At 72.0% G+C, this 24422-nt stretch carries 24 protein-coding genes; 16 read left to right on the plus strand and 8 right to left on the minus strand.

Annotated features, from left to right (window positions below; all coding sequences use genetic code 11):
* Positions 1 to 2 precede the first annotated feature (2 nt).
* Both ADK41_RS16415 and ADK41_RS16420 read right to left on the minus strand, forming a co-directional pair.
* Positions 3 to 197 carry a DUF397 domain-containing protein gene (locus ADK41_RS16415; RefSeq protein ID WP_053670265.1) on the minus strand — a complete coding sequence of 65 codons (195 nt, stop codon included), beginning with the start codon at positions 195 to 197 and terminating at the stop codon, positions 3 to 5.
* Complete coding sequence (locus ADK41_RS16420) at positions 194 to 1054, minus strand: helix-turn-helix domain-containing protein (protein ID WP_030833933.1); 861 nt, start codon at positions 1052 to 1054, stop codon at positions 194 to 196. The genes ADK41_RS16415 and ADK41_RS16420 overlap by 4 nt, the downstream gene beginning before the upstream one ends.
* A gap of 167 nt (positions 1055 to 1221) precedes the next feature.
* Here ADK41_RS16420 and ADK41_RS16425 point away from each other — a divergent pair, with 167 nt between their 5' ends.
* The 8 genes from ADK41_RS16425 (at position 1222) to fabI (ending at position 9089) form a co-directional block, all read left to right on the plus strand.
* Positions 1222 to 1695 (plus strand): ATP-binding protein, encoded by a 474-nt coding sequence (locus ADK41_RS16425; protein ID WP_030833936.1) that lies wholly within the window; start codon positions 1222 to 1224, stop codon positions 1693 to 1695.
* 546 nt (positions 1696 to 2241) lie between these two features.
* Entirely contained in the window at positions 2242 to 3156 is a 915-nt protein-coding gene (locus ADK41_RS16430) for a helix-turn-helix transcriptional regulator (protein ID WP_037805102.1), read from the plus strand.
* A 47-nt stretch (positions 3157 to 3203) separates the two neighbouring features.
* Positions 3204 to 5441, plus strand: coding sequence for an McrB family protein (locus ADK41_RS16435; RefSeq protein WP_158717707.1), 2238 nt, complete (start codon positions 3204 to 3206; stop codon positions 5439 to 5441).
* Entirely contained in the window at positions 5438 to 6697 is a 1260-nt protein-coding gene (locus tag ADK41_RS16440) for an McrC family protein (RefSeq protein ID WP_051843487.1), read from the plus strand. The genes ADK41_RS16435 and ADK41_RS16440 overlap by 4 nt, the downstream gene beginning before the upstream one ends.
* A gap of 78 nt (positions 6698 to 6775) precedes the next feature.
* Positions 6776 to 7060: a type II toxin-antitoxin system Phd/YefM family antitoxin gene (locus ADK41_RS16445; protein WP_019522103.1), complete on the plus strand. Its 285-nt coding sequence runs from the start codon at positions 6776 to 6778 to the stop codon at positions 7058 to 7060.
* 5 nt (positions 7061 to 7065) lie between these two features.
* Positions 7066 to 7452 carry a type II toxin-antitoxin system VapC family toxin gene (locus ADK41_RS16450; protein ID WP_078662132.1) on the plus strand — a complete coding sequence of 129 codons (387 nt, stop codon included), beginning with the start codon at positions 7066 to 7068 and terminating at the stop codon, positions 7450 to 7452.
* A 159-nt stretch (positions 7453 to 7611) separates the two neighbouring features.
* Positions 7612 to 8316 (plus strand): 3-oxoacyl-[acyl-carrier-protein] reductase, encoded by a 705-nt coding sequence (gene fabG, locus ADK41_RS16455; protein ID WP_030833951.1) that lies wholly within the window; start codon positions 7612 to 7614, stop codon positions 8314 to 8316.
* 5 nt (positions 8317 to 8321) lie between these two features.
* On the plus strand, positions 8322 to 9089 hold the full coding sequence (gene fabI / locus ADK41_RS16460; protein ID WP_030833954.1) for an enoyl-ACP reductase FabI: 768 nt from the start codon (positions 8322 to 8324) through the stop codon (positions 9087 to 9089).
* A 63-nt stretch (positions 9090 to 9152) separates the two neighbouring features.
* On the opposite strand, the gene ADK41_RS16465 is transcribed toward fabI, so the two are convergent.
* Positions 9153 to 9845, minus strand: a complete 693-nt coding sequence (locus ADK41_RS16465) for a FadR/GntR family transcriptional regulator (protein WP_030833958.1) — start codon at positions 9843 to 9845, stop codon at positions 9153 to 9155.
* Positions 9846 to 9927: 82 nt separating this feature from the next.
* On the opposite strand from ADK41_RS16465, the gene ADK41_RS16470 reads away from it, so the two are divergent.
* The 4 genes from ADK41_RS16470 to ADK41_RS16480 all read left to right on the plus strand — a co-directional run bounded on the left by ADK41_RS16470 (position 9928) and on the right by ADK41_RS16480 (position 12663).
* Positions 9928 to 11232: a CynX/NimT family MFS transporter gene (locus ADK41_RS16470; protein WP_234319031.1), complete on the plus strand. Its 1305-nt coding sequence runs from the start codon at positions 9928 to 9930 to the stop codon at positions 11230 to 11232.
* Positions 11233 to 11601: 369 nt separating this feature from the next.
* Complete coding sequence (locus ADK41_RS43935) at positions 11602 to 11718, plus strand: SGM_5486 family transporter-associated protein (RefSeq protein ID WP_006132620.1); 117 nt, start codon at positions 11602 to 11604, stop codon at positions 11716 to 11718.
* 154 nt (positions 11719 to 11872) lie between these two features.
* Positions 11873 to 12079: a hypothetical protein gene (locus ADK41_RS16475; protein ID WP_030833964.1), complete on the plus strand. Its 207-nt coding sequence runs from the start codon at positions 11873 to 11875 to the stop codon at positions 12077 to 12079.
* A 65-nt stretch (positions 12080 to 12144) separates the two neighbouring features.
* Positions 12145 to 12663 carry a SixA phosphatase family protein gene (locus tag ADK41_RS16480; RefSeq protein ID WP_030833971.1) on the plus strand — a complete coding sequence of 173 codons (519 nt, stop codon included), beginning with the start codon at positions 12145 to 12147 and terminating at the stop codon, positions 12661 to 12663.
* A gap of 78 nt (positions 12664 to 12741) precedes the next feature.
* Here the strand turns inward: ADK41_RS16480 and serB are convergent, their stop codons facing one another.
* Positions 12742 to 13950, minus strand: coding sequence for a phosphoserine phosphatase SerB (gene serB, locus ADK41_RS16485; protein WP_030833974.1), 1209 nt, complete (start codon positions 13948 to 13950; stop codon positions 12742 to 12744).
* 94 nt (positions 13951 to 14044) lie between these two features.
* Positions 14045 to 16018 carry a streptophobe family protein gene (locus ADK41_RS16490; RefSeq protein ID WP_053670268.1) on the minus strand — a complete coding sequence of 658 codons (1974 nt, stop codon included), beginning with the start codon at positions 16016 to 16018 and terminating at the stop codon, positions 14045 to 14047.
* Positions 16019 to 16258: 240 nt separating this feature from the next.
* On the opposite strand from ADK41_RS16490, the gene ADK41_RS16495 reads away from it, so the two are divergent.
* A complete protein-coding gene (locus ADK41_RS16495) occupies positions 16259 to 18793 on the plus strand; it encodes an ABC transporter ATP-binding protein/permease (RefSeq protein ID WP_030833980.1) in 2535 nt (844 codons plus the stop codon).
* Between the two features lie 90 nt (positions 18794 to 18883).
* Here ADK41_RS16495 and ADK41_RS16500 read toward each other — a convergent pair whose 3' ends face one another.
* The 3 genes from ADK41_RS16500 to ADK41_RS16510 all read right to left on the minus strand — a co-directional run bounded on the left by ADK41_RS16500 (position 18884) and on the right by ADK41_RS16510 (position 21700).
* Positions 18884 to 19621, minus strand: a complete 738-nt coding sequence (locus ADK41_RS16500) for a transglycosylase SLT domain-containing protein (RefSeq protein ID WP_030833983.1) — start codon at positions 19619 to 19621, stop codon at positions 18884 to 18886.
* Between the two features lie 340 nt (positions 19622 to 19961).
* A complete protein-coding gene (locus ADK41_RS16505) occupies positions 19962 to 21005 on the minus strand; it encodes an S-adenosylmethionine:tRNA ribosyltransferase-isomerase (protein WP_030833986.1) in 1044 nt (347 codons plus the stop codon).
* Positions 21002 to 21700, minus strand: a complete 699-nt coding sequence (locus ADK41_RS16510; protein WP_030833988.1) for an SDR family NAD(P)-dependent oxidoreductase — start codon at positions 21698 to 21700, stop codon at positions 21002 to 21004. Before ADK41_RS16510 ends, ADK41_RS16505 begins: the two co-directional genes overlap by 4 nt.
* A 247-nt stretch (positions 21701 to 21947) precedes the next feature.
* Between ADK41_RS16510 and ADK41_RS16515 the strand changes: the two genes are divergently transcribed.
* From ADK41_RS16515 to ADK41_RS16525, 3 genes are all read left to right on the plus strand, one after another.
* Positions 21948 to 23093: a GAF domain-containing sensor histidine kinase gene (locus tag ADK41_RS16515; protein WP_030833990.1), complete on the plus strand. Its 1146-nt coding sequence runs from the start codon at positions 21948 to 21950 to the stop codon at positions 23091 to 23093.
* Positions 23086 to 23727, plus strand: a complete 642-nt coding sequence (locus ADK41_RS16520; RefSeq protein WP_030833992.1) for a response regulator — start codon at positions 23086 to 23088, stop codon at positions 23725 to 23727. Before ADK41_RS16515 ends, ADK41_RS16520 begins: the two co-directional genes overlap by 8 nt.
* Positions 23728 to 23885: 158 nt before the next feature.
* Positions 23886 to 24131, plus strand: coding sequence for a chaplin (locus ADK41_RS16525; protein ID WP_030833995.1), 246 nt, complete (start codon positions 23886 to 23888; stop codon positions 24129 to 24131).
* Positions 24132 to 24422: the final 291 nt, after the last annotated feature.

The raw sequence follows: 24422 nt of genomic DNA on the forward strand, positions 1-24422 counted from the left end.
CCTCAGTCGTCCGGAGAGGCGGCGGCCGCGAGTGCTGCGAACGCCGCCCAGGCCTTCGGTGTCACGACGAGAGGACGGATGCGCTTGTCCTTGGAGTCACGGATGTGGACCTCCTCAGGGCGCATGGCGATCTCGACGCAGTTGCCTCCGCCACTGCCGCTGTAGCTGCTCTTGAACCAGGCCAGTTCGGTGCTCATAGCGCTCCTTGCATCTCCCTCAGCAGGTCCACAGTGGCCATACGACTCAGGGCCTGTGACCGCATCTTCCCATAGCGCTGGAGCATGGAACTCACCAATTTCGGCTCGGTCAGGAGAGTGCTGCTGTCGTGTCCCTCGACGTAGCCGACCCACTGGTGATTGTCGCGTTCAGCGAGATACATCTGGCCGTCGACGCCGGAGTGATCCTCCTGCCGGAGAGGCATGACGAGGATCTCGACGTTCCGTCGGCTGCCCTGTTCCAGGAGGTTGTTGATGACCGCCCGCGTCACCTCGGCGCCCCCGAGGTGACGTTCAAGAACCGCCTGTTCGATGAGGAACGAGAACGCCGTGTTCGGACGCTCGTCCAAGAGCCGCTGCCGTTCCTGCCGGGCAGCGACTTGCCTTTCGAACTGCTCCTCCGACAGCGGAGGAATCTGCCGGTCGAAGATCGCGCGGATGTACCCCTCCGGCTGCAACAGCCCAGGAACCGCCCGGCACTCATACGCGTACAAGGAGATCGCCTCCTCCTCGATCCCTGCCCACTGCCGGAACCACGATGCCAGCCCCGCCCTCCGCGTCAGACTCTTCGCCGCCGCACTGAGCACCTTGACCGCGACCGGCCCAAGAACCTCCTCCGCCCGCCCCGGCAGGTCCGCCGGCGGGAACCGCTTCCCCTGCTCGATCTTGGCGACGTACGCGGCCGAGTACCGCACCCGCACCGCGAACTCCTCCTGCGTCAGGCCGGATTCCTCCCGCAGGGCCTTGAGGACCGCGCCGAAGGTCTTCAGACTGTCGGAGAGTTCCGCCTCCGTGCCGTTCGCGCCGCCGTTCCCGCCTCCACCCTGGTCCGCCCTCATCGCCCCGTGCCTCCCGTGTCCGCGCTTTCACGCCTCGCTCAACCCCGCCCGGTCCGCCCAGGGTCACGGGGAGTTACCCACCCAGTCCAGAGTGTGCACCGATACAGTCACACCTGTATGGGTGTCGTCCCTGTTGAGGGCCGGGAGCGGCCCGGAACGCTGGCCGCATGCCAGCACCACGGGCCCAAGAGGCCGTAACCGTAAGTGTGTTCGCCCAGCGCTTCTCCGCCACGCGCCGCGGCGCGCGTCTCGCCCGCAGACTCGCCACCCACCGGCTCGATCTGTGGGGCCTTCCCTACGGCAGCCCGGCCTCCGACACCGTCACCCTCGTCGTGGCCGAACTCGCCTCCAACGCGGCCCTCCACGGTCACGTCCCGGGACGCGACTTCGAGCTGCGGCTCACGTACGACAGGTCTGCGGGTCTCGTCCGCGTCGAGGTGTCCGACACCCACCCGGGGCACCCGGAGATTCCCGAGTCGGCGGGCCGGCCGTCCGCGGACACCGACGGCGGAAGAGGCCTGCTCCTGGTGGAAGCCGTCGCCGACCGCTGGGGCGTGAAGGGGCGGACGGGGCCGGGTAAGACCGTGTGGGCCGAGTGCGCAGTTCCCGATCCGGACGAATCGCGCCCGGTTGGGCCGTAGTTGACGATCATCTTCCACAACGCCCTGCTAAGCGTGCCGAGTTGTGATTTCCGTCAATGTCAGTAGTGCCGGGTAGGGTTGTCGGCCTGCCCGAGTTGACGGTCAGCTCTGCGACGGGCGAAAGCTTGTGGAGGCGTACGTGGTCGGACGCGAGATTGCTGCGGCGGACCATCCGAGCAAGGAGGTCAGGGCGGTCCTCAAGCGGCTCGTCGCCGACGGGTGGAAGCTTGCGTCGGAGGCCCACTGGGGCACGCTGTACTGCCCGTGCCTCGACAGTCACTGCACGGTGATCCGTGTGGGTGGCACGCCGAAGAATCCCAGTCAGGAGGCCCGTCGAATAGGCCGCAGGGCGAAGTTGTGCCCTCTGCCTCCGGACGACCCGCGTGCAGCCCTCCGCGGCGGCGTTGGCAATTGACAACACTGTCGGGCTCCGCGAAGCTTGGCACCGTGACGGATCCATGGCCGTGATGGATCCCCTTGTCGAGAGGCTGCGGATACCGGAACCAGGAAGAGCGAGTCGGCATACGCGTGGGGGACTGGGGCGTCATGGAGTACGAGTTTCACTTCGTCGTGGACGGGATCGAGGTGGACGACGACAAGGCCGTCGCGATCGTCCACGACACCTTCGACGGGGTCCTGACCCGTCATCGAGGCCGGCACTTCCTGGACGTATCCGAGAGCGGGGTCAACGCGATCGACGCGGCCCACCGCATCGTCGTGCGGCTACGTAAGTCCCTGCCCGCCCTGAGGCTGCTGCGCACCGATCCCGACCTCGTCGGCGTCTCCGACATCGCGGAGCGTGTCGACCGTTCCCGGCAGAACGTCCAGCAGTGGGTGAGCGGCGAGCGGCGACAGGACAGGCTGCCCTTCCCGGACCCCGAGGGGATCGTCGGACGCTCGCCTGTGTGGCGCTGGGGAGACGTCAACGCCTGGCTCGCCCAGTTCGGCGAGGGTGACGACGTCCACCCACCCACCCGCGAAGAGGCCCTGACCATCGACTTCCTGCTGCCCAAGTGGCAGCGCACCCTGGACGACGGCCTACCCCTGGTGCATTTCGCCCCCGCCGAGAGCGGGGACGGCCAGGACGAGGAGCGGGAGACCGTCCAGCGGCTACTGGAGGGCACGCTGACGCTGCCCGGAGCGCTGGAGTGGTTCGCGGCGTTCCCTGTGCCCAGGACGGAGCGGCAACGGCTCACCGTCGTATGCGCGGTCCTCGCCGACCGGCTGAGCAGCGTGGTGTCCCGCATCGGCCACGACGAGGTGTGGGCGGTCCTTGCCTACCAGGGCGCGGAGGACGAGTTGCGTCTTCAGCCGGTCGGCACGGGGCAGGCCCCGGGCGCGATTCCGGTTTCCGCTCTCGGCCTCGGCCGGGACGCCACGGTCGGTGACCTTCTACTCGTCCAGACGAACGGCCCCGACGACAGCCCCGTCCCGCCGCTCACCCCCGTCGGCCTGGACTGAACCTGGCCGCGGCCGCTCACCCCCGTACCCCGCGAAGAATGGACGCCGTGCCCAGCATCACGACCGTCGTCGCCCAGGCCCTGCACACCGCCGCGACCATCCTGCGGCGAGACGCTCCCCAGGACGGGATGGTCTTCCGGGAGCTGTGGGAACTGGTCCTAGCCAGAAAGCCAAGGCTGGAAGCGGACTGGTTACAGGCGGTCGACGAGTCCGGCCAGGAGAACAACACTCCCTTCAAGGACTACGTGAACCGGAACGCGACCAACCTCGTCAAGGCCGGATGGCTGTACCGGGGCGCGCGTCGCTGGCAGCTGACCGGGATCGGCGTGGACGCCCTCGCACGCTGGCCCGACCCCGTCGACTTCTATCTCGATGCCTGTCGGCGCTATCGGCGGTGGGAGCGGCAGCAGCAGTTCGTCTCCGTCGCGATGACCGCGCTGGAGCAGCTTCCGGACGGGGGACACTGGGTAGCGCTGGAGGAGCTGGCCGCGGAATTCACCGTTGACCCCGACGTTCTGGGACCGGTGCTGCGTGGCGCGCGGACACCCGGCTGGTACCTGGCGCTGGGGGAGGACGGACAGGCAGGCGCCGGACTGCCCATGTGGCCCTTCGAGCGCGACCAGTGGCGCACCTTGCTCGAGGAGGAGGGCCTGCTCGACCAGGGCCGCAGCAGCCTGGACACCGTCCGTGCCCTGCCCGATCGGAGAATGCCCGTCTGGGAGGCGCTCAAGGCTGCCAAGCAACCACTCGAAGAGACGGAAGCCGACGAGGATGCTCCCCGTCAGCTCTGGATCGTCCGGGGTGTGGACGCCACCACCGCCGTGCCCCTCGTCCGGGGACCGTGGCGCGACGACTCGAAGGTCACCCTCGACACCGGTTTCCCGCCTCCGACCGCGGCGGCCCACAACCTGGACAGTGTCCGCCGTGCCGTCGAAACGGCACTCCCCGCCACCGGCCCCGCGCGCAGGGAGGCCATCGCCCGGGAACTCGACGCCTTCCTCAACCGCATGCGCAAGGGCGACATCGTCCTGTCCACCGACGGCTTCCAGACGTACGTCGGAGTGGTCGACGGCCCCGCGGTCCACACCGCGGAACGGCTGGAGCGCCCCGTTGACTGGCGCAATCTGAACAAGCCCCTGGACTTCCTCAAGGACCTGCCCTCCGGACTCGCGAGCGTCGTCCAGGACGCGGACTCCCAGGTCCTGGAGGCCACCGAGTACGCCGAGACCGTCCTCGCCCTGATCGGCGACATGCCGCGCACCGCCTCGCTGCCCACGGGCCCGGCCGTCCTGCCCGACGCCACCCCCGAACTGGCCGAGGCGCTCCACATGCCCGACACCACCTGGCTCCAGGACTGCGTCGAACTCCTCCGCGCCACCCCACAGCTGATCTTCCACGGGCCGCCCGGCACCGGGAAGACGTACACGGCGCTCGCCCTCGCCCGCCACCTGGCCGGCGCCTCCAGCGCCACGAACGTGCGCCTCGTCCAGTTCCACCCCGCCTACGCCTACGAGGACTTCTTCGAGGGCATCCGCCCGCGCCTGGGCGGCGGCCCGGACGGCGACGCGGGCGGCGGGCTCGCCTACGACCTCGTCCGAGGCCCGCTGCGTAAGCTCGCCGACGAGGCGGAACGGCGCCCGGCCGAGGTGTTCGTCCTGGTCGTCGACGAGATAAACCGGGGCCACCTGGCGAAGATCTTCGGCGAGCTGTACTTCCTCCTGGAGTACCGCAACGAGCGCGTCCACCTGCTCTACGGCTCCGACGACGGCCGGGGCTTCCGCCTCCCGCCCAACCTGTACATCCTCGGCACCATGAACACCGTCGACCGCTCGGTGGCCTACATGGACGCGGCCATGCGCCGCCGCTTCTCCTTCATGGAACTGCACCCCGACACCCCGCCGGTCGCCGACGTCCTGCACTCCTGGCTGCGCAGGCGGGCGGAGGACCGGGGCGAGGACCCGGACGCGTACGACGACTCCCACGCCCGCCTCCTCGACGAGATCAACCGCCTCCTCGCCGACGGCAGCCCCGGGGACCGCTCCTTCCGCGTCGGCCCCTCGTACTTCATGCAGGACCTCGCCCACACGGGAGACGGCGCCCTCGAACGGCTGTGGAAGACTCAGATCATCCCGCTCCTCACCGAGCACCACTGGGGCGACGGCACCGACGTGGAAGCGGTCTACGGCCTCCATGTCCTGCGCGCACGACTGAACATCCCGCCGCCCGCGGACGCGGGTCCCGCAGACAGTGCGGACGACTCCGCGGACGACCCCGCGAACCAGTGACCGCCCGCCGCCCTCAGCCCCGCCACTGCCGCGACGCCGCCCTGCGCATCGGCCTCGCGGAGGGCGGTGGCTGGACCGTATGGACTCTCACCCCGGCCCAGGTCACCACGCTCGCCGAGCAGGACCGGCTCCTTCAGATGCATCCGGAGACTGCCACCCGCTGGCGACTGAGAGCCAAGGACCGGGTGGGGTCCGTCCGCCTGGGCGTCGGCGACGGCACGGTCCAGCTGACCATCAGCCCCAAGGTGCCCGTCGACCGGCTCCTGCACCTGATCTCGTACGCCCCCGACCGTGTCACGTTCGACCCGCGCCCCGTCGCCGCCGACCCGCGCCCCGACCTCCTCCCCGCCCTCGCGCACGCCTTCGTCTCCGCCACGGACCGGGCCCTGGAGCACGGAGTCCTGCACGACTACCGGGAGACCTACGACACGCTGCCCGTCGTCCGGGGCCGCATCCGCCACGCCGACCAGCTCCGCCGCAGGCCGGGCGTGCCCGTACCCCTGGAGGTCGTCTACGACGACCACACCCCCGACATACCGGAGAACCGCCTCCTCCTCGCCGCCGCCCGCCGCCTCCTCCGTGTGCCTGGCATCGATCCCGCGCCGCGCGCCGCCCTCCAACGGCTCACCGCCCGCCTGGACGGAGTACGCGTCCTGCCCGCGGGCGCCCCCGCCCCCCGCTGGACGCCCGACCGGCGCAACGCCCGCTACGCGCACGCCCTCGCCCTGGCGGAACTCGTCCTGCGCGGTGCCTCGTACGAACTCGGCGACGGCCGGGAGATCGCCGTGGACGGGATGCTGGTCACCATGTGGCGGCTCTTCGAGGCCTATCTGGCCCGAGCGGTGGGAGAGGCGCTGCGCCACCGCGTCGGCGGCAGACCCGAGCCGCAGGACCGGAACTTCTCCCTCGACACCGCCGGCAGACACGTGCTCAAGCCGGACCTGGTGCACTACCTGCCGTCGCCACGGGACGGGACGCTCCGCCAGGCCGTGGTCCTCGACGCCAAGTTCAAGACCAAGCCCCAGCGGGACGACCTCTACCAGATGACCGCCTACTGCGTACGCCTCGGTCTCACCGAGGGGCACCTCGTCTACGCCTCCGGCAGGTCCGGGGTCGTGGAGGTGCCGGTGGGGGAGGGACGGCTGAGGATCTGGCGGCACGTCGTCGACCTCTCCCGTCCCTGGCGGGACCTGGCCGCGGACATCGACGCCCTCGCCGAGTCGGTCGACGCCGCGCGTGGCAGCGGCACCCCGTGAAAGCGACCACGGCGGGCCGCATGTAGGTACCCTCAGGGATATGTACGCACAACCTGCCTGCTGTGAGGGGAGCGCGGTATGAGCACCATTTCCGTCCGCGAGTTCTCGTACAACCCCAGCGCGGTCTTCGCCCGCGTCGAGAAGGGCGAGGCGATCGAGGTCACCCGGCACGGCAACGTGATCGCCATACTGTCACCGGCCGGCAGCCCCATGGAGCGGTACGCGCACCTGGTGGCGCAGGGGAAGATCAAGCTGAAGCCGGTCACCGCCGCCGAACGCCACAGCATGCCGCACTACGAGGTGCCGGAGGACGTCGACCCCGTGGCGCTCCTGCTGGCCGAGCGCGAAGAGGACGACCGTTGATCTACATGGACACGTCCGCACTGGTCACCTGGATGACCCGGCGCAGTCACTGGGGCGCGCTGGACACCTTCCTCCAGGAACGCGCCACGGAGCCGCTCGCCACCAGCACGCTCGGCTTCGTGGAGACCGTACGGACCCTGGACCTCATGGGGCACTTCCCGAAGGCCATGGAGGACCTGGACGCCCGGATCACCGAGATCCTCCTCACCCGGGAGGTGCGCGATGCGGCGGCTCTGCTGGTCGGGCGTCTGAGGACACTGGACGCGATCCATGTGGCGAGCGCACTGTCCTTGCGGGACGACCTGACCGCCCTGGTGACCTACGACCGCAGGATGCTCGAGACCGCTCGCGCCGAAGGGCTGCCGGCTCACGCGCCCGGTATGGCGGACTGACCCGGACGGCGAACTGTAGGAACCCGACAGGAGGCCACGAGAGCCACTGTCGGTGCCCGATTGCTCCGGAACGGACCGGGACCGATAGGTTTTCGGGGTAGCCGCCTGTCATCCAGGTGTCGGGGCGGTGCACCAGACCGCTATTGAAAGGGTGATCCGTTGAGCCGCTCGGTTCTCGTCACCGGAGGCAACCGGGGCATCGGCCTCGCCATCGCCCGCGCGTTCGCCGACGCCGGCGACAAGGTCGCCATCACGTACCGTTCGGGGGAGCCGCCGGCCGGCTTCCTGGCCGTCAGGTGCGACATCACCGACCCCGAGCAGGTGGAGCAGGCCTACAAGGAGATCGAGGAGAAGCACGGTCCCGTCGAGGTCCTCGTCGCCAACGCCGGGGTCACCAAGGACCAGCTCCTGATGCGCATGTCCGAGGAGGACTTCACCTCGGTCGTCGACACCAACCTCACCGGCACCTTCCGGGTCGTCAAGCGCGCCAACCGCGGCATGCTGCGCGCCAAGAAGGGCCGTGTCGTGCTGATCTCCTCGGTGGTCGGGCTGCTCGGCTCCGCGGGGCAGGCGAACTACGCCGCCTCCAAGGCCGGCCTGGTCGGCTTCGCGCGCTCCCTCGCCCGTGAGCTGGGCTCGCGCAACATCACCTTCAACGTCGTCGCACCCGGCTTCGTCGACACCGACATGACCAAGGTGCTCACCGACGAGCAGCAGACGAAGATCCTCGCGCAGGTGCCGCTCGCCCGGTACGCGCAGCCCGAGGAGATCGCCGCGGCGGTGCGGTTCCTCGCCTCGGACGAGGCCGCGTACATCACTGGAGCCGTCATCCCCGTTGACGGCGGACTGGGAATGGGTCACTGAAACACATGAGCGGAATTCTCGAGGGCAAGCGCGTCCTGATCACCGGTGTGCTGATGGAGTCCTCCATCGCCTTCCACACCGCCAGGCTGGCCCAGGAGCAGGGCGCCGAGATCATCCTGACCGCGTTCCCGCGGCCCACCCTGACCGAGCGCATCGCCAAGAAGCTGCCCAGGCCCACCAAGGTCATCGAGCTCGACGTCACCAACGACGAGCACCTGGGCCGCCTGGCCGACATCGTCGGCGAGGAGCTGGGCGGCCTCGACGGCGTCGTCCACTCCATCGGCTTCGCCCCGCAGGACGCGCTCGGCGGCAACTTCCTGAACACGCCGTTCGAGTCGGTCGCCACGGCCATGCACGTCTCGGCGTTCTCCCTGAAGTCGCTGACCACGGCCTGCCTGCCGCTGATGCAGAACGGCGGCTCGGTCGTCGGCCTCACCTTCGACGCGCAGTTCGCCTGGCCGCAGTACGACTGGATGGGCCCGGCCAAGGCCGCCCTGGAGGCCACCAGCCGTTACATGGCCCGTGACCTGGGCAAGCAGAACATCCGCTGCAACCTGATCTCGGCGGGCCCGATCGGCTCCATGGCCGCCAAGTCCATCCCGGGCTTCGGCGAGCTGGCCTCCGTGTGGGACAGCCGCTCCCCGCTGGAGTGGGACCTGAAGGACCCCGAGCCGGCCGGCCGCGGTGTCGTCGCCCTGCTGAGCGACTGGTTCCCGAAGACCACGGGCGAGATCATCCACGTCGACGGCGGTCTGCACGCCATCGGCGCCTGACCGGACGCCTCGCCGAGGGCCCGCATCCCGTACGGGGTGCGGGCCCTTCGCCGTCGGCCCGGATCAGCCGGCGGAGGGCGGACCGAACGGCCCGGGACGGCACATGAACGGATAGGCGGCGGCCTCCTCGGCCGCCGTCGCCGCGTCACCCGCGCGGATCGCGTCCACCAGCCGGCCGTGGTCCATGTGCGCCTCGGGGGACATGTCCTCGCCCATGTCGCCGCGCAGCCAGTCCCGCAGCACCTCGCTCAGGTCCGCGTACATCGCGGTCATCACGTCGTTGTGCGAGGCTGCCACGACCGCCAGGTGGAACGTGGCGTCCGCCGCCACGAACACCTCCGCCTCACCCGACTCCCAGGCCTCCTCCCGGCGCAGCAGCAGGGCGTCGATCTGCTTGAGGTCCTTCTCCGTGCGCCGCTCGGCGGCCAGCCGCGCCGCCGCCGACTCCAGGGTCGAACGCAGCTCGGCGATGTGCCGGGGGTCGGCGTCGGCGAAGCGGCGGTGCATCACGCCCGCCAGCTCGCTCGTGGCCACCACGTACGTGCCCGAGCCCTGGCGGATGTCCAGCAGCCCGTTGTGCGCCAGCGCGCGGACGGCCTCACGGACCGTGTTGCGGGCCACCCCCAGCTGCTCCACCAGCTCCGGCTCGGTGGGGATGCGCGCGCCGACCGGCCACTCGCCCGAGGTGATCTGGGCCCGCAGAGCGGTGATGACCTGCTCGGAGAGGGCCGAACGACGGGGATGGCTCAACGGCATGACACACCTTCGCACGACAGCGGCGCCGCACGGCGTCCTCGGCATGGACAACCAATCATCCCATGATTCTATGATGGGCGTCATGACTGGCGAGGAACCCCGGACGCGCACGTCCACGACCGTACGCACACCGGCCGCGTCCGAGGTCCGGAGTGTCCGCCGGGCCGGCGCCGCACGCGCGTGGCGGACGCGACTGCTCGTCGTCGGCATCGTGCTGGCCGCGTTCAACCTCCGCCCCGCCATCACCAGCCTGGGCGCGCTGCTGGAGGAGGTCCGCGACGGGCTCGGCATGAGCGGGAGCGTCGCCGGACTGCTCACCTCCGTGCCCCCGCTGTGCTTCGCCGTCTTCGGCGTCACCGCGCCGCGGCTGGCCCGCCGGTTCGGCGCGGGCGCGGTGGTCTGCGCCGGCATGGCCGCCATCGGCGCCGGCCTGCTGATACGCCCGTACGTGGGCGGCACGGCGGCGTTCCTGGCCACCAGCGCGCTGGCGCTGATGGGCATCGCCGTCAGCAACGTCCTGATGCCGGTCATCGTCAAGCGCCGGTTCCCCGACCGGGTCGGCTCCATGACCGGCCTGTACTCCATGGCCCTCGCCCTGGGCACCGCCACGGCGGCGGCCGTGACCGTGCCGCTGACCGACGCGCTGGGCGGGAACTGGCGGTCGGGCCTCGCCGTGTGGGCGGCCCTGGCGGCAGCCGCCGTACTGCCGTGGCTCCCCTTCGTGCGGGAGCGGGAGCGGGAGCAGGACGGGGCGCGGGGCGCCCGGAACGAGCGGGCCGCCTCCGCCGAGGCGCCCGTGCTGCGCGTCACCCGCAGCCGCACCGCCTGGGCGCTGGCCGTCTTCTTCGGGCTCCAGGCCACCGCCGCCTACATCACCATGGGCTGGATGGCGCAGATCTTCCGGGACGCGGGCGTCCCCGCCGGCCGGGCCGGGCTGCTCCTCGCGGTCACCATGGTGATGGGCGTGCCGCTGGCCTTCGTCATCCCGCGCCTCGCCACCCGGCTGCCCCACCAGGGCCCGATCGTGCTCGCGCTGGGCGCCAGCGGCCTCGTCGGGTACGCGGGGCTGTACCTCGCGCCGGCCGCCGGCGCCTGGGCCTGGGCGGTGCTGCTGGGCATCGCGAACTGCGCCTTCCCGCTGGCGCTCACCATGGTCGGGATGCGGGCCAGGACCGGCGCGGGCGTGGCCCAGCTGTCGGCCTTCGCGCAGAGCACCGGCTACCTGATCTCCATCCCCGGGCCGCTCCTGGTGGGCGTGCTCTACCAGCACAGCGGCGGCTGGGGACTGCCGATCGCGCTGATGGCCGGCCTGATGATCCCGCAGACGATCATGGGCGTCCTGGCAGGCCGCGACCGCACGGTGGAGGACGAGGCGACGACCTCCTGACGACTCCGGACAGCCCTTGTCCCCGGGGGCGCGGGGTAGTACCCCCAGGGGCGCGGGGAACTGCGCACGGGGGTCTGGGGGCGGAGCCCCCAGGGACGGGAAGGGAAGGGGCGGCGGGGGCGAAACAAACGAACCCCCCCCACGACCAGGAGCCGCCCCGACCGGCCCAGGCCGGTGCATACGCCCCCAGCCCCGCCGCACCGCGCGGTCCGGCGGGCGGAGCCGTGTCGCGCCGGAGGACGCAGCCGTCACACCTCACGTGCCAGGCCGGCGCCCCCCGCCCGGCGGGCAGACCCCCGGCCGGCGGGCCACCCGCGCCACGCGCCCCCCGAAGCCCGCCGCAGGCGAACGAAGTGCGAGACTTGCCGCATGCCAGTCCTCGACCCGAACCCGCAGAACGGCCAGAAGAAGATGCTGCTCGTCTTCGGCGCGTTCTTCGCCATCTTCATCGTCATCGGCGTGATCGCGACCGTCCTCGCCCCGTGACGGCCCAGGGTGGTGCAGGCCCCCCTACCCCCTAGGGGGTCAGGCTCAGGGTCAAGTGGGTGGATCACCGGATGGGTTGGGCTCCCGGAAGTCCGTACCTTCGAGATGTGGCCGCGAACGGCGGACCACGGACCGTACGAAGAGCGGAGTCCCCATGTCGGCGCGCACGCACACCCGGCCCCACCCGGCCCCCCGGGGCGGCGTCGACACCCGGCTGCCGTGGTGGGCCCTGGCCCTGCCCGTCCTCGCCTTCGTCGCCCTGCTCACCCTGGTCCTCGACCCCTCCGACGCCCACGCGGCCGCCGGCGAGCCCGCGCTCACCCACCTCGTCGAGCGCGCGCAGCAGCTCATAGCCCGCTGAAGACCCCCGGAACCGCCGGTCAACTCCCTGCGCCTCATGGCCTGTTTCATGCGAAGCTGGGTCACATGAGCGTCGCAGAACCTCGCAGGATCGTCCTTTTCCGGCATGCGAAAGCCGACTGGCCACCGGTCTCCGACCACGAGCGCCCACTCGCCGAGCGGGGCCGCATGGATGCCGCCGTCGCCGGACGCAAGCTCGCCGACACCGGCATCGCCTTCGACCTGGCCCTGTGCTCCACCGCGGTCCGGACCCGCGAGACCTGGAAGCTCGCGGTCCACGAGTTCCCGGAGCGACCGAAGACCGTCTACGAGGAGCGGATCTACGACGCCTCGCCCGGCGAGCTGATCGCCCTGCTCAACGAAACCCCCGACGACGCGCAGAACGTCCTCCTGATCGGCCACAACCCGGGCGTCCAGGGGCTCGCCGACATCCTGGCCGGCACGGCGGAGGGCGACGCCCGCGAGCGCATGAGCCGGCGCGGCTACCCGGCCGCCGCCTTCGCCGTCCTGTCCTTCAGCGGCTCCTGGAAGTCCCTCGAGCCCGGCGTCGGCACGCTGGTCGACTACTGGGCGCCCAGCGAGTGACACCCGGCACGGCAGGGGCCCGGCGCCGACCTCCGTCGGCGCCGGGCCCGCCCCTCTCCGTGCCCCGCTCCGGGCGGCTCAGCCCACGTCGAGCGTGTCCGCCGACTCGACCTCTTCACGGGTGACGCCGAGCAGGTACAGGACCGTGTCCAGGAAGGGGAAGTTCACCGCCGTGTGCGCGGCCTCGCGCACCACCGGCTTGGCGTTGAAGGCGACACCGAGCCCCGCCGCGTTCAGCATGTCGAGATCGTTCGCACCGTCACCGATCGCCACCGTCTGCGACAGCGGCACCCCCGCCTCGGCGGCGAACCGGCGCAGCAGCCGGGCCTTGCCCGCCCGGTCCACGATCTCGCCGGTGACCCTGCCCGTCAGCTTCCCGTCGACGATCTCCAGGGTGTTGGCCTGGGCGAAGTCCAGCCCCAGCCGCTCCTTCAGATCATCCGTGACCTGGGTGAACCCACCCGACACCACACCCACTTGGTAGCCGAGGCGCTTCAGCGTACGGATCAGCGTACGGGCCCCCGGCGTCAGCCGCACCTCGCTGCGCACCTTGTCCACCACGGAGGCGTCCAGCCCCTCCAGCAGCGCCACGCGCGCGTGCAGCGACTGCTCGAAGTCCAGTTCCCCGCGCATCGCGGCCGCCGTCACCCCGGCGACCTCGTCCTCGCAGCCGGCGTGCGCGGCGAAGAGCTCGATCACCTCGTCCTGGATGAGCGTGGAGTCCACGTCCATGACGACCAGACGCTGCGCCCGCCGGTACAGTCCCGCCCCGACCACGGCCACGTCCACCCCGAGCCGTGCCGCGTCGGTCACCAGTGCGGTGCGCAGCGGTTCCGTCTCCACGCCGGACACCGCGAACTCCACGGCCGTCACCGGATACTTGGCGAGCCGGAAGATACGGTCGATGTTGCCGCCGGCCCGGGTGATCCGCGAGGTGATCGCCGCCGTCGCCTCCGCCGTGAGGGGGTGGCCCAGCACGGTGACCAGGGAGCGGCCGAGCCCGCGCGGACGGTTGTCGCCCATGCCGGAGATGATCTCCGCCTGCATCTTCATCGACTCCGCCCAGCTGTGGACGGTCGCCCGCAGATCCCCTTCCAGCCCCTCGGGCGGCTCGGTCACGAGCGCGCAGAGCACGATGCGGCCACGGGTGACGACCTGCTCGATGTCGACCACGTCGACCGAGTAGGCGGCGAGGGTGTCGAAGAGGCCGGCCGTGATGCCCGGCCGGTCCTTGCCGAAGATCTTGACGAGGAGGGTGGGAACGTCGGTGGTCTGCGATGCGCTCATGGTGTTCCCACCGTATCCGGCACCCAGTGCCCCGCGCCCGCGAGGTCCGCCAGACGGACAACGAACACTGCCCGTCACCGGGGTGTACCGGAGCTTACGCACCGTCCGGTCTCCGGGGCGCCGGGGGAGGGGGCGGTGGCGGCGGAGGAGGCTCGTCCGGCCACAACGCCGACCGGCCCCGGCCCCGCGGCCCGGACCCGCGCCGGGGCGGCTCGACCGGCCCGATCACGGTGGGCGCCCCGTGGACGTCGCCGTCCCCCTCGGGCTCCCCGGACACATGCGGCTCACCGCCCCTCGGCGCGGGCACCGCATCCTCCGGCCCCCACGGCCCCTGCGTCCCGGCTTCCCGCGGCTCGTGCGGTCCTCGCGGCCCCGCTCCCCACGGTTCCCGCTCCCCGTGCGCTTCCCGCGGTCCTCGCGGCGGCGGCCCCTGCGCCCCCGCTTCCCGTGATCCGCGCCCTTCCCGCACCCCGTGCGGTGCCCCCGGCGAGCCCCACGGTTCTTCCCGCACCCCTGGCTCCCGAGACCCCCGCGGCTCCCACCCCACCCGCAGGTACGGATTGGTGTCCGGGCCGGGGGGCCGGTAGGGAACCCCCGGCTCGTACGGTCCGGCGGCCGGCGTCCCGTCCGTGCCGTCGACGTCGCCCACCGCCCGCCACCCACCGCCCGCCTTCGTGTCACCCCGTGCCAACGGCGCCGCCCGCACCCCCGCCGCCCCGCTCGCCCGGGTCAGCAGCGCTCCCGCGGCGCCCGCACCCGCGCCCCAGACCGCGCCCAGCAGGAGCGCCGTGCCGGGCCGGCCGCGCAGCTCGACGCCGGCGCCGAACACGTCGAGGCCCAGCACGGACAGCGAGGCGTTCGCCGACACCTCCGTCAGCCGGACCAGCAGCGGCAGGGCCAGCGCCGTAGCGACACCCAACCGCAGCGCACACCGCCCGGCGAAGCCGGCCGCTGTGCGATCCGCCGCGTCCCCGACCGGCGTACGCACGCCCGTCAGCACCCCCGCCAGCACCATCAGCAGCGCGGCGGCCACCGCCAGCAGCCACACCCGACCGTCGAACTCCGCCAGCCGCCCCAGCGTGACGGACCGGTCCGAGCCGGCCCGCAGCAGATCGTCCACGGGATGCGGCAGCACCCCGAGCGGAGCCCCGCTCGCCCGCCCGTCCCACGGCACGAACAGGCCGATCGGCACCCCGGTCCACACCCCGTTCGGCGCCCCCAGCAGCGCCGCCCCCGCGATCCGCCGGGGGTGGTCGTCGCCGGTCGCCGCGTACCCCGCCGCCGCGAGTCCCGCCGCCACCGCCACCAGCCCCACGGTGACGAGGGCGGACACCGCCGGCCGCACGACACGGTGCACCGCGTCCCAGCCGCGCGGCAGGGGAGTGCGGCGGGACGCCAGCAGCGCGACGAGCAGGACGCCGGCCGCCCAGCCGAGGCCGCCGAGCAGCGTCGGCACCGTGTCGACGCTGAACCCCACCGCCGCCTCCGCGTCGACGAGATCACCCACCCGGTCCGGCAGCAGCCCACCGACATCGCCCAGTCCCGGGATCTCGAGCCCGCCACCGCCCGTCCCCGGCAGGTCGTCCAGTCCCAGCGAGCCCCCGTCGACGGTGACGACGTCGTGCCCCGCCCAGGCCGACCCGCCCGCCATCGCCCCGAACAGTCCGACCACCGCGCCCGCACGCGCGAGGAGTTCGGCGCCGGAGACCACAACCCCCGCCGCCCGCAGGGACCGCAGGAAGAAGTACGACAGCAGCAGCGCACCCACCAGGCTCACGCCCAGCGGCGTGACCTCCAGGGCCGTGCCGGCCTTTGCGCCCGGCAGTCCGAAGGCGGGCACGTCACCGGACGGAGTGACCGAACCCCCCGCCCCCAGGGCCACCACCGCGGCGGTCATCGGGCCCGGTGAACCGGCCGCGTCCGCGTCCAGCAGCCACAGCCCGCACGCCGCCGTCCCCGCCATCCCGATCAGCGCCCAGCTCACCGCGGCGACCGCGGACATCACCACATCGACCCAGGGCACGCGTCCGTCCCGCCCCGCGGTGCGGACGTTCGTGGCAGTACTCATGGCAGACCCCCCGATCCGCGACGCGGTGTGACGGCCGCGCTTGTCCCCCTCGCGTGGTTTACCACTCTCCGGGCCGATTTCAACCCCGTCGGCGAAAGCTGGTGAACACCTTGGTGCGCGCTCGTGACAAGGCCGACTTTCGGTCAGTGGGCCGAGCCTGAAATAGTTCCTCCCGATGTTCGACATCCCTAGACTCCCTGCGACGGGGGAAATTCGGGGGACAACTCAGTGGGGCATGGAGTGCCGGAACTCGTACTGGAATCAAACGGACGGACCTGGACGCTCGATCCGTCCAGGTCTTACACCCTCGGACGTGATCCGCAGGGCGATGTCGTGCTGGACGACGCCAGGGTCTCCTGGCGTCACGCCACGATCAGCTTCAACGGGCGCGGTTGGGTCGTCGAGGACCACGGCAGCACCAACGGCACGTTCGTGCGGGGGCAGCGGATCCACCACCTGGAGCTCGGCTCCGGCACGGTGCTGAACCTGGGCAACGCCACCGACGGCCCGCGCGTGACGCTGTCCGGCGCGGGAGCGGCCGCCGCGGCCCCGGCCGCCGCGTCGCAGGCCCAGCCGCAGCAGCCGTACGCGGCCCAGGGCGCGCACCCCGGCTGGTCCCGGCAGGCGCCGCAGCAGCAGCCCCCCGCCCAGCAGCCCGGCTGGCAGCAGCCTCCCGCCCAGCAGCCCGCGCCGCACGTCCCGCAGCAGCAGGGCGGCCCCGGCAGCGGTGCGGGGGCGCCACCGGTCCACGGCGACCGCAGCCCCACCACGTTCCACCAGTTCTCCCTCGGCCGCGTGATGCGCATCGGCCGTGCCCTGGAGAACGACCTGGTCGTCTCCGACCTCCAGGTCTCCCGCCACCATGCCGAGTTCCACTCGACGCCCGACGGTCGCATGGAGATCCGCGACCTGGGCTCGCACAACGGCACGTACGTCAACGGTCAGCCGATCGCCAAGGGCGGCTCGCAACTGCTCGGCCCCACCGACGTCGTGGGCGTCGGTCACTCGACGTTCCGGATCGTCGGCGACCGGCTCGAGGAGTTCGTCGACACCGGTGAGGTGTCCTTCTCCGCCCGCCATCTGACGGTCACCGTCGACGGCGGCAAGCAGATCCTCAAGGACGTCTCCTTCGGCGTCCCCGAGAAGTCGCTGATCGCGGTCATCGGCCCGTCCGGCTCCGGCAAGTCCACGCTCCTCAAGGCCCTCACCGGCTACCGCCCCGCCAACCAGGGCGAGGTCCTCTACGACAACCGGAACCTCTACAAGCAGTTCGCCGAGCTGCGTCAGCGCATCGGTCTGGTCCCGCAGGACGACATCCTGCACAAGGAGCTGACCGTCAAGAAGGCCCTCAAGTACGCGGCCAAGCTCCGCTTCCCCGCCGACACCACGGCGGCCGAGCGCCAGTCCCGCATCGACGAGGTGCTGCGCGAGCTCAAGCTGGACATCCACAAGGACAAGAAGGTCACGTCCCTGTCCGGCGGCCAGCGCAAGCGCGTCTCCGTCGCCCTGGAGCTGCTCACCAAGCCGTCGCTGATCTTCCTGGACGAGCCCACCTCCGGTCTCGACCCGGGCATGGACCGCGACGTCATGCAGCTGCTGCGCGGACTCGCCGACGACGGCCGCACGGTCCTCGTCGTCACGCACTCGGTGGCCGAGCTGGCGATCTGCGACAAGCTCCTGGTGATGGCGCCCGGCGGCTCCGTCGCCTACTTCGGCCCGCCCGAGGAGGCGCTGAACTTCTTCGGCTACGACACCTGGGCCGACGTCTTCTCCGCCTTCGAGAACTACCGCGACTACGACTGGGCGGGCCGCTGGAAGGGCTCGCAGCACTACCAGATGTACGCCGCGGACATCGACGCGGTCGCGCCGCAGTCCGTACCGGTGCCGCCGATGCAGGCGATGCGGCCGCCGAAGCCGCAGGGCTGGACGTCGCAGTTCGTGACCCTGGTGCGCCGCTACGTCTCGGTGATCGTCTCCGACAAGGGCTTCCTCGCCCTGATGGTGATCCTGCCGGCCGTCCTCGGCGCGGTCAGCCTGCTCATCGACGCGGACAAGGGCCTGCTGCCCAACCCGCCCCACCCGCAGACCGGCCGGATCATCCCGAACGGCACGGCCACCACGGTCCTGCTGATACTCGCGGTGGGCGCCTGTTTCGCGGGCGCGGCGAACTCCGTGCGCGAGCTGATCAAGGAACGGGTCATCTACGAGCGGGAGCGCGCCACCGGCCTGTCCCGCTCGGCGTACCTGATGTCCAAGGTGTTCGTGCTCGGCATGATCACCGTGCTGCAGGGCCTGCTGGTCGGTGTGATCGGCTTCTCCAGCCGGGAGATCCCGGAGGAGGGCCTGGTCTTCGGCGGCTTCACGCTGCTGGAGCTCTCCGTGCCGATCATGGCGCTCGGCTTCACCTCGATGATGTTCGGCCTGATCATCTCCTCGCTGGTGAAGACCGCGGAGAAGACCATGCCGCTGCTGGTGATGTTCGCGATCATCCAGGTCGTCTTCACCGGCTGTCTGTTCACCCTGCACGGCTCGATCGGCGTCAACCAGTTCTCGTTCCTGATGCCGTCGCGCTGGGCGGTCGCCGCCTCGGGCGCCACGCTGGACTTCAACAGGATCAGCCCGCCGGAGACGGCCGGCGACACCGACCCGCTGTGGGAGCACACGGTCGGCGCCTGGGCGATGGACATGGGCGCGCTGATCGTCCTCGGTGTGATCTGCGGCTTCTTCGTGGCCCGCTTCCTGCGCCGCCACGAGCCCGAGGTCATGCGCAAGTAACCCGCGCCGTACGGCCCCGAAGGGCGGCACCCCGTCAGGGGGGTGCCGCCCTTCGGCGTCCGTGTTCGCGAGAAGAGGTCCGCGCCGACCTCAGTACGCGCTGTCGACGTTGTCCATGGTGCCGTACTTGTCGGCCGCGTAGTTGCAGGCGGCGGTGATGTTGGCGATCGGGTCGTAGATGTCCTTCGGGGTGCCCGGGACGTGGTAGGCCTCGAACGTCGGCGGGATCACCTGCAGCAGGCCCTTGGACGGGATGCCGTTCCGGGCGTTGATGTCCCAGAGGTTGATCGCCTTCGGGTTGCCCGAGGACTCCCGCATGACGTTGCGGTGGATGCCCTCGTAGGAACCCGGGATGCCGTGCTTCTTCATGATGGCCAGGGATTCACGGATCCAGCCGTCCAGGGTGTTGCCATAGCTCTTGCGCGGGGCGTCCTTCTTCACCTCGGTGCGCTCGGCGGCGCGGCCGGCGGCCTCCTCGGCCTTGCGGGCCTTCTCGGCCTTCGCGGCGGCGGCCTCCTTCGCGGCGGCCTCCTTCGCGGCGGCGGCCTCGGCCGCGGCCTCCTTCTTCGCCGCGATCCGCTCGACCTTGAGGCTGGAACCGGCGAGCTGGTCGGTGACGTCGGCCTTGACGCCCTCGATCGGCTCGGTGCTGTACACCACCTTCGCGGCCGGGGCGGCGACCTCGCTCGTCGTGCTCGTGGACGCGTTGCTCGGGACGGCCGAGAAACCGATCGCGGCGGCGCCGAGGGCCGCGACGCCGGCGACGGCGATCTTGTGGTGACGGGTCAGGGCGCGACGACGACCACGGATGAGGATGTTCTTGGACATGCGGGAAGGACCTCTTCGAATAGCGCGGAGGCCGCTCAACGTCCGGTGGAGACAGGGTGCTTCCAGCACGAACGCCGCGGGGGAAAACCCACGGCGCTGAGCGACGCAGCCATTCTTAGCGGCCGCGAAATGCATGAGCAAAGGTGTGACGTACGAAGCCGGGTAGTGGATCAGGGAGGGGTAAATCGGGGCAGAGGGGGCTGTATGCCCCGCTCAAGTGGGCGGTATGTCTCTCCTAATCCTCTTCGTACGTGATGTGCGCCCTATGCTCGGCCTCACATCGGCCGCCCTCCGACCTCACCGAAAGTTGCTGAAGCGATTCCCTGCGTGAGGGGGTCGGTCACTCCGGCAGGACCAGATGCACATCGCCGAACTCGTGCCACAGGTAGCGTCCGCGCAGCGCCTCCTCGTACCCCCGGTCGATCGCCGCCCGCCCCGCGACCGCCTCCAGCATCAGCAGGTGCGAGGCCTCCGGCTCGTGCAGCCCGGTCAGCAGCCCGTCCACCACCCGCACCCCGCGCTCGGGGGTCACCACCAGATCGGTCCACCCCGCGCGGGCCCGCACCACACCGTCCGCGCCGGCCGCCGACTCCACCGCCCGCACGGCCGTCGTCCCCACCGCGATCACCCGGCCGCCCCCCGCCCGCACCGCCCCGATCAGCCGCGCCGACGTCTCCGGCACCACGAACCGCTCCGGATACGGCGGCTCGTGCGCCTCACCCGACGCCACCCCGGTGTGCAGCGTGACCGGGGCGAACTGCACCCCCCGGCTCACCAGCCCGACCACCGTCCGCGCGGTGAACGGACGCCCCGCACTCGGCATCTCCGCACTCCCCGCACCGTCCGGCGACGGCAGCGCGAACACCGTCTGGTACGCCGACAACGGCTGGTCCCGCTCCGTGTACGCGTACCGGACGGCCCGCCCGTGCTCCCGCAGCACCCCGAGCACGTCCCCCGCCACGCGCGCCCACCACAGCCGCTCACCCCGCGCACTCAGCGGCTCCTCCAGCACCAGCCGCGTGCCCCCGGTCAGCCGCACCTCCGTACCCGCGGGCCCTCCCGCCCGCGCCCGCGTGGTGCCGCGCCCGTCGGGATCCCGCAGCTCGACCGCCCAGCGGCCGTCGTCACCGCGGGTGGAGAAGTGCACCACCACGCGCGTGGGCCCGATCCACCCCCCGACGGCCGCCGCCAGCGTCGGCGACGTGTTCACCACCAGCAGATCCCCGGCCCGCAGCAGCCGCGGCAGCTCCACGAAGGCGTGGTGCGACACCGCCGTGCCCCGCGACACCAGCAGCCGCACCGAGTCCCGGTCCAGCCCCGGCCCCCGCTGCTCCACCGGCACCCGCGCGGACAACTCCTCCGGCACCTCCACGACCACGGTCATCGCCGCTCCTCCAGCAGCGCCGGAGCGCCGTAGCGACCACTGGCCGGCCGCTCGTCCAGCAGCCGCAGGAAGGCGGGCGCCACATCGGCCGGCTCCGGCCGCGGACCGTCGTCGTCCGGTACGGCCGCCGCGTACAGGTCCGTCGCCATGTCGCCGGGATCGACCGCCCACACCCTCAGCCCCGGCTCCTCCACCGCCAGCACCGCCGCCAGCTGGTCCAGGGCCGCCTTGGACGCCCCGTACCCGCCCCACGTCGGATACGCCTCCGCCGCGGCGTCCGAGCTGACCACCAGCACCGCCCCGGCCGCCGCGGACCGCAGCAGCGGCAGTGCCTCCTGCACCAGGCCCAGCGCCGCCACCAGGTTCACCTCCAGCGCCCGCCGCAGCCCCTGAAGCGGCAGCTCCTCCAGCCGGACGAGCGGCTCGGCGCCCAGCGCGCTCGCGTTGTGCACCAGCAGATCCACCCCGCCCAGCCGCCACGCCGCCGCCACCAGCTCCGCGCGGTGCGCGGCGTCCGTGACGTCCCCGGGCAGCGCCGTCACGCGCGTGCCGTGCGCCGACACCAGCCCGGCGGCCTCCGCCAGGGGCACCGGATCCCGCGCGTCGAGCACCAGATCCCAGCCACGCGCCGCCAGCGCCCGGGCGAGCGCCTCCCCGAGCCCCTTCGAAGCCCCCGTGATGATCGCAACCGGCATGGCAGCCTTCCCCTCGTCGTCCGACGCCGCTCGATCGGCGTGCCCTCAACGTAGGGACCGGCCCGCCGCCACCGCCTCGGGCCCGGGACGCAGCGCCCCGGGTACCTTCGCCCTACGCCGTCCACCCCGGGCCCGAGGCCCTACGCCCCGACCGGGACGGCGGGACCTCCGGCCTAGGTCCCGCGGCCCGCCCGACGGCCGACCCGCGCCCGATCCCGCCGTCCCGGCCCGCCGGTACCGTGAGGGCATGAGCCACGGCCCCCGGTCCGGCCTCGCCGCGGTGAGTTCCGCGTTGCTGGCCATGAGCAGGCACCTCGAGGTGCGCGACGTCCTCAAGACGATCGTCGCCTCGGCCCGCGAACTCCTCGACGCGCAGTACGCCGCGCTCGGCGTGCCCGACGACCACGGCGGCTTCGCCCAGTTCGTGGTCGACGGCGTCAGCGACGACCGGTGGAAGGCCATCGGCCCCCTCCCGCGCCGGCACGGCATCCTCGCCGCGATGCTCGACGAGGCCACCCCGCAGCGCCTCGCCGACGTACGCCGCGACCCCCGCTTCGAGGGCTGGCCCAGCGCCCACCCCGACCTGGTCGACTTCCTGGGCCTGCCCGTCCGCGACGGCGACGAGGTCATCGGCGCCCTGTTCCTCGCCAACAAGAACTGCCCCAAACCCGAGGGCGCCTGCGGCTTCACCGCCGACGACGAGGAACTGCTCGGCATCCTCGCCCAGCACGCCGCGATCGCGCTCACCAACGCCCGGCTCTACGAACGCAGCCGCGAACTGACCATCGCCGAGGAGCGCTCCCGCCTCGCCCACGAGCTCCACGACGCCGTCAGCCAGAAACTCTTCTCCCTGCGCCTCACCGCCCAGGCCGCCGCCCGCCTCGTGGACCGCGACCCCTCCCGCGCCAAGGGCGAGCTCCAGCAGGTCGCCGCCCTGGCCGCCGAGGCCGCCGACGAACTGCGCGCGGCGGTCGTCGAACTGCGCCCCGCGGCGCTCGACGAGGACGGCCTCGTCGCCACGCTGCGCACGCAGATCCAGGTCCTCGACCGTGCCCACACCGCGCGCGTGACCTTCACCGGGCACGGCGTACGCGCCCTCCCGGCCGCCCAGGAGGAGGCGGTGCTGCGCGTCGCCCAGGAGGCGCTGCACAATGCCCTGCGGCACTCCGGCGGCGACCACGTCGACGTCACCCTGGACCGCAGGGGCGGCGGGGCGGTCCTGCGGGTCAGCGACGACGGCGGCGGCTTCGACCCGCGGATCGTCCGCCGCGCGGGCCGCCATCTGGGCCTGGTCTCCATGCGGGACCGGGCGAGCGGGGTCGGCGGCAGGCTGACCGTGGAATCGGCGCCCGGCAAGGGCACCACGATCGAGATGGAGGTCCCCGGTGGCTGACGCGATCAAGGTGCTGCTGGTCGACGATCACCAGGTGGTACGCCGGGGCCTGCGCACCTTCCTCGAGGTGCAGGACGACATCGAGGTCGTCGGCGAGGCCGCGGACGGCGCCGAGGGAGTCGCCCTGGCGGGGGAGCTGGGGCCCGACGTCATCCTCATGGACGTCAAGATGCCCGGCATGGACGGCGTGGACGCGCTGCGCCGGCTCCGTGAACTGGAGCACCCCGCGCGCGTGCTGATCGTCACCAGCTTCACCGAGCAGCGCACGGTCGTCCCCGCCCTCCGCGCGGGCGCCGCCGGGTACGTGTACAAGGACATCGACCCCGACGCGCTCGCCGGAGCGATCCGCTCCGTGCACGCCGGGCACGTCCTGCTCCAGGCGGAGGTGGCCGGAGCGCTGCTGTCCCAGGAGGAGACCGGCTCGGGGCCGGGACGCGCCGGCTCCCTCACCGAACGGGAGCGCGAAGTCCTCGGGCTCATAGCGGACGGCCGCGCCAACCGGGAGATCGCCCGCGCCCTGGTGCTCTCCGAGAAGACCGTGAAGACCCACGTCTCGAACATCCTGATGAAACTCGACCTGGCGGACCGCACCCAGGCCGCCCTGTGGGCCGTACGCCACGGCCTGAGCGGCTGACCCGGGACGTCGCACGCCCTGCGGAAGGTTCCCGTCCGATCCGAGATTCATACCGTAGGGGGAATGTCCCCCGGATGGCCGTATCCCTCGTCGGCGTCCGCCGTTCCCCAGTGCGTACCGCGGCGCCTGCCGCGGTCATCGCGAGGAGGGCTCGGAAAGTGAAGAACCTGAAGAAGGCAGCGGCCGTGACGATGGTGGCCGGCGGTCTGCTCGCGGCCGGTACGGGAATGGCCTCCGCCACCGACGGCAGCCACGCCGACGGCACGGCCGTGGGCTCCCCGGGCGTCGTCTCCGGCAACGTCGTCCAGGTCCCGGTCGACGTCCCGGTCAACGTGTCCGGCAACAGCGTCAACGTGATCGGCCTCCTGAACCCGGCCTTCGGCAACACCGCCGTCAACCACTGACGCGCACCCGCCAAGCCCCGGCCGCCCGGCCCCCACCCAGGCGCCCGGGGCTCAGCGCTGCCTGCACAGCTGCGAACAGCCATGCCTCCGCCCCTCCCCGCGGGCAGTCATGCCTCCGCCCCCGGCGGGCAGTCGCGCCTCCGCCCTCCGCGGGCAGTCGTGCCGCTGGGGCGGCACGGGTGGGCGCGACGGCACCCCGCCGGCGCCGGGCTGCGCAACCCACCGCCGGTCGGCACCAACGCCGGCGCCGAGTAAACAGTCCTCACCCCGCCCCCCGCTCCTCCACAACGG

This window comes from Streptomyces caelestis, assembly GCF_001279005.1.
GTDB lineage: Bacteria > Actinomycetota > Actinomycetes > Streptomycetales > Streptomycetaceae > Streptomyces > Streptomyces heliomycini.

Excerpts from the sequence above, each read along its gene's own strand:
- fabI (WP_030833954.1), top strand. The coding sequence starts at position 8,322 with ATGAGCGGAATTCTCGAGGGCAAGCGCGTCCTGATCACCGGTGTGCTG.
- ADK41_RS16470 (WP_234319031.1), top strand. The coding sequence starts at position 9,928 with ATGACTGGCGAGGAACCCCGGACGCGCACGTCCACGACCGTACGCACA.
- ADK41_RS16475 (WP_030833964.1), top strand. The coding sequence starts at position 11,873 with ATGTCGGCGCGCACGCACACCCGGCCCCACCCGGCCCCCCGGGGCGGC.
- ADK41_RS16505 (WP_030833986.1), bottom strand. The coding sequence starts at position 21,005 with ATGACCGTGGTCGTGGAGGTGCCGGAGGAGTTGTCCGCGCGGGTGCCG.
- ADK41_RS16500 (WP_030833983.1), bottom strand. The coding sequence starts at position 19,621 with ATGTCCAAGAACATCCTCATCCGTGGTCGTCGTCGCGCCCTGACCCGT.
- ADK41_RS16450 (WP_078662132.1), top strand. The coding sequence starts at position 7,066 with ATGGACACGTCCGCACTGGTCACCTGGATGACCCGGCGCAGTCACTGG.
- ADK41_RS16445 (WP_019522103.1), top strand. The coding sequence starts at position 6,776 with ATGAGCACCATTTCCGTCCGCGAGTTCTCGTACAACCCCAGCGCGGTC.
- ADK41_RS16480 (WP_030833971.1), top strand. The coding sequence starts at position 12,145 with ATGAGCGTCGCAGAACCTCGCAGGATCGTCCTTTTCCGGCATGCGAAA.
- ADK41_RS16420 (WP_030833933.1), bottom strand. The coding sequence starts at position 1,054 with ATGAGGGCGGACCAGGGTGGAGGCGGGAACGGCGGCGCGAACGGCACG.
- ADK41_RS16425 (WP_030833936.1), top strand. The coding sequence starts at position 1,222 with ATGCCAGCACCACGGGCCCAAGAGGCCGTAACCGTAAGTGTGTTCGCC.
- ADK41_RS16465 (WP_030833958.1), bottom strand. The coding sequence starts at position 9,845 with ATGCCGTTGAGCCATCCCCGTCGTTCGGCCCTCTCCGAGCAGGTCATC.
- ADK41_RS16415 (WP_053670265.1), bottom strand. The coding sequence starts at position 197 with ATGAGCACCGAACTGGCCTGGTTCAAGAGCAGCTACAGCGGCAGTGGC.
- ADK41_RS43935 (WP_006132620.1), top strand. The coding sequence starts at position 11,602 with ATGCCAGTCCTCGACCCGAACCCGCAGAACGGCCAGAAGAAGATGCTG.
- ADK41_RS16515 (WP_030833990.1), top strand. The coding sequence starts at position 21,948 with ATGAGCCACGGCCCCCGGTCCGGCCTCGCCGCGGTGAGTTCCGCGTTG.
- ADK41_RS16430 (WP_037805102.1), top strand. The coding sequence starts at position 2,242 with ATGGAGTACGAGTTTCACTTCGTCGTGGACGGGATCGAGGTGGACGAC.
- serB (WP_030833974.1), bottom strand. The coding sequence starts at position 13,950 with ATGAGCGCATCGCAGACCACCGACGTTCCCACCCTCCTCGTCAAGATC.
- ADK41_RS16510 (WP_030833988.1), bottom strand. The coding sequence starts at position 21,700 with ATGCCGGTTGCGATCATCACGGGGGCTTCGAAGGGGCTCGGGGAGGCG.
- ADK41_RS16490 (WP_053670268.1), bottom strand. The coding sequence starts at position 16,018 with ATGAGTACTGCCACGAACGTCCGCACCGCGGGGCGGGACGGACGCGTG.